The 1,653-nt window shown below is 53.4% G+C and carries 2 protein-coding genes; both read right to left on the bottom strand.

Annotated elements, in window-relative coordinates; all coding sequences use genetic code 11:
- Positions 1-46: 46 nt before the first annotated feature.
- Positions 47-1,033: a hypothetical protein gene (locus CAPSK01_RS10510; RefSeq protein ID WP_034926131.1), complete on the bottom strand. Its 987-nt coding sequence runs from the start codon at positions 1,031-1,033 to the stop codon at positions 47-49.
- Positions 1,034-1,130: 97 nt separating this feature from the next.
- Positions 1,131-1,529 (bottom strand): GFA family protein, encoded by a 399-nt coding sequence (locus CAPSK01_RS10505; protein ID WP_034926130.1) that lies wholly within the window; start codon positions 1,527-1,529, stop codon positions 1,131-1,133.
- Between the last annotated feature and the right edge of the window lie 124 nt (positions 1,530-1,653).

Raw genomic sequence — 1,653 nt, 5'->3', positions numbered from 1 at the left:
CGGATCAGATCGTGGCTTCGCACGATCTATCCTTATTCGTTAGGCGTCACTGCTTGCTGCCACTGTGCTGAGAGGAGAAGGAACAGCCCTCATCGCGCCAAAACTTCAGATCGGTGTCAGTTGTAGATTGACATCGAGGGCAGACGATAACGGCATAGTCAAGGTCACGATTCTTGACACGCAGCTCTAGAGTGCCCGTAAGGATCAGTTTGCCTGGGGCCTTTCCCTGTTTTGAGCGCTTCGCGAAGACGTAGCCGCAGTCGCAGTGGAGATAGTGTTTCGGGCGCCTGCCGGGTGTGAATTCGCATAACCGCAAGAACTGATTGAGAAATGCGACCATGTTGCTCTTGACAGTCTGCAAGTATTCCGATGCTATATGGCGGGTTTCGCCTACAACCACTGTAGGTGGGTCAAAATCCGAGATGCCGCTTGGTAGTTTCTGATTGGCTTTGGCACCTGCCAGTGTGAAATTCTGATAGGCAGGAAGCGACGAGTAATGAGCATACTCGTCACGCATGTCGATCAGCCGATCAATCCAGAGCACCTTGTTCTTCTTCAGGAGAGCGATCAATTGCTCGCGGTGCGTTACATGTTTGTTGTTCTTCAAGGCTCTGATCAATCGCTCACCTTTGTCAGAGAACTGTTTGAGATTGTCAAAGTAGCGATAAGAGTAGAGCGGGACGAGTTTGTCCAACGCACCTTTCGCGTGAAGCAGAAACGACTTAAAGTAAGTGGACAAATCGAAGGCGTGAAGTTCAATTACGCAACTGGCCGGGAGCGTGGGTCGCGCCTCAGCAATCTCCTTCAAGTAACCAGGCAACTCGGGGGTTCCATTTGTTAGGAGTTCTGCGTAGGCCGTCTGATACTGGCGTTCGATAAAGGCCATTTCAGCGAAGCCTTCCAGCAGAGCATTCTGCAATTCATGCTCTCGCTCGTAGAGAAACGTTGAACCATCCGTGATCGAACGGAGATCATTGATGACAAAGCCGTGTGCTGCGCCGAGCAACACGATGCGGTTGTCGAGGGTGCCCATGCGAGGTTGTTGTGACGCCTAACGTGAAAGCTCAGGCGACGGCCGCGGTTTCATGCGGCTGGTCGCCTGGAGCACCGGGTTGGGCGTCATCTCTGGCCTACGCCGGGAATCTCTCGAATTCAGGAAGTTCATGAACATGCTCCATCCAGTCGAGCCGCTCAGCCGTCTGTACTTGCACTGTCGGTGGTAGTGCCTCAGGATGATCAAGAGTTGAGGACTGCACGTCGACAATTCCTGGGAGCGCGGCTGCATTCCGGTAGAACAACCCGCTCCCGCAGTCAGCGCAGAAGCTGCGCATAGCGGTACCTGACGAGTTGATAGTCTTGGGCTGCCCTTTCGTCAGCGTCAAGGCAGTTTCGGGAAACATCGCCCAAGCCACCATCGGCGCGCCTGCACTTCGTCGGCAGTCGCTGCAATGGCATAACGCAACGACTTTTGGCTCCCCCGAGAGTTCATAGCGAATCCCGCCACATAAGCACTGTCCAGAGTAAGTCATCGCAGAATCTCCACAGTATTCGACCGATTATTCACCAAACGCAAGCCAAGTTCTAGACATTGATGAACCCCTTGTAGCCCGGTGAATGTCAAGGTAGTTGTCGCCTGAGTTCATGTTGCCAAAC

It is taken from the genome of Candidatus Accumulibacter vicinus (genome assembly GCF_000584955.1).
GTDB lineage: Bacteria > Pseudomonadota > Gammaproteobacteria > Burkholderiales > Rhodocyclaceae > Accumulibacter > Accumulibacter vicinus.
The sequence above is the reverse complement of the archived record's forward strand: the minus strand, read 5'-3'. Positions and strand labels throughout refer to the sequence as shown.

What these genes read in the sequence shown, in the direction of transcription:
- CAPSK01_RS10505 (WP_034926130.1), bottom strand. Translation starts at nt 1,529, where the DNA reads ATGACTTACTCTGGACAGTGCTTATGTGGCGGGATTCGCTATGAACTC.
- CAPSK01_RS10510 (WP_034926131.1), bottom strand. Translation starts at nt 1,033, where the DNA reads ATGGGCACCCTCGACAACCGCATCGTGTTGCTCGGCGCAGCACACGGC.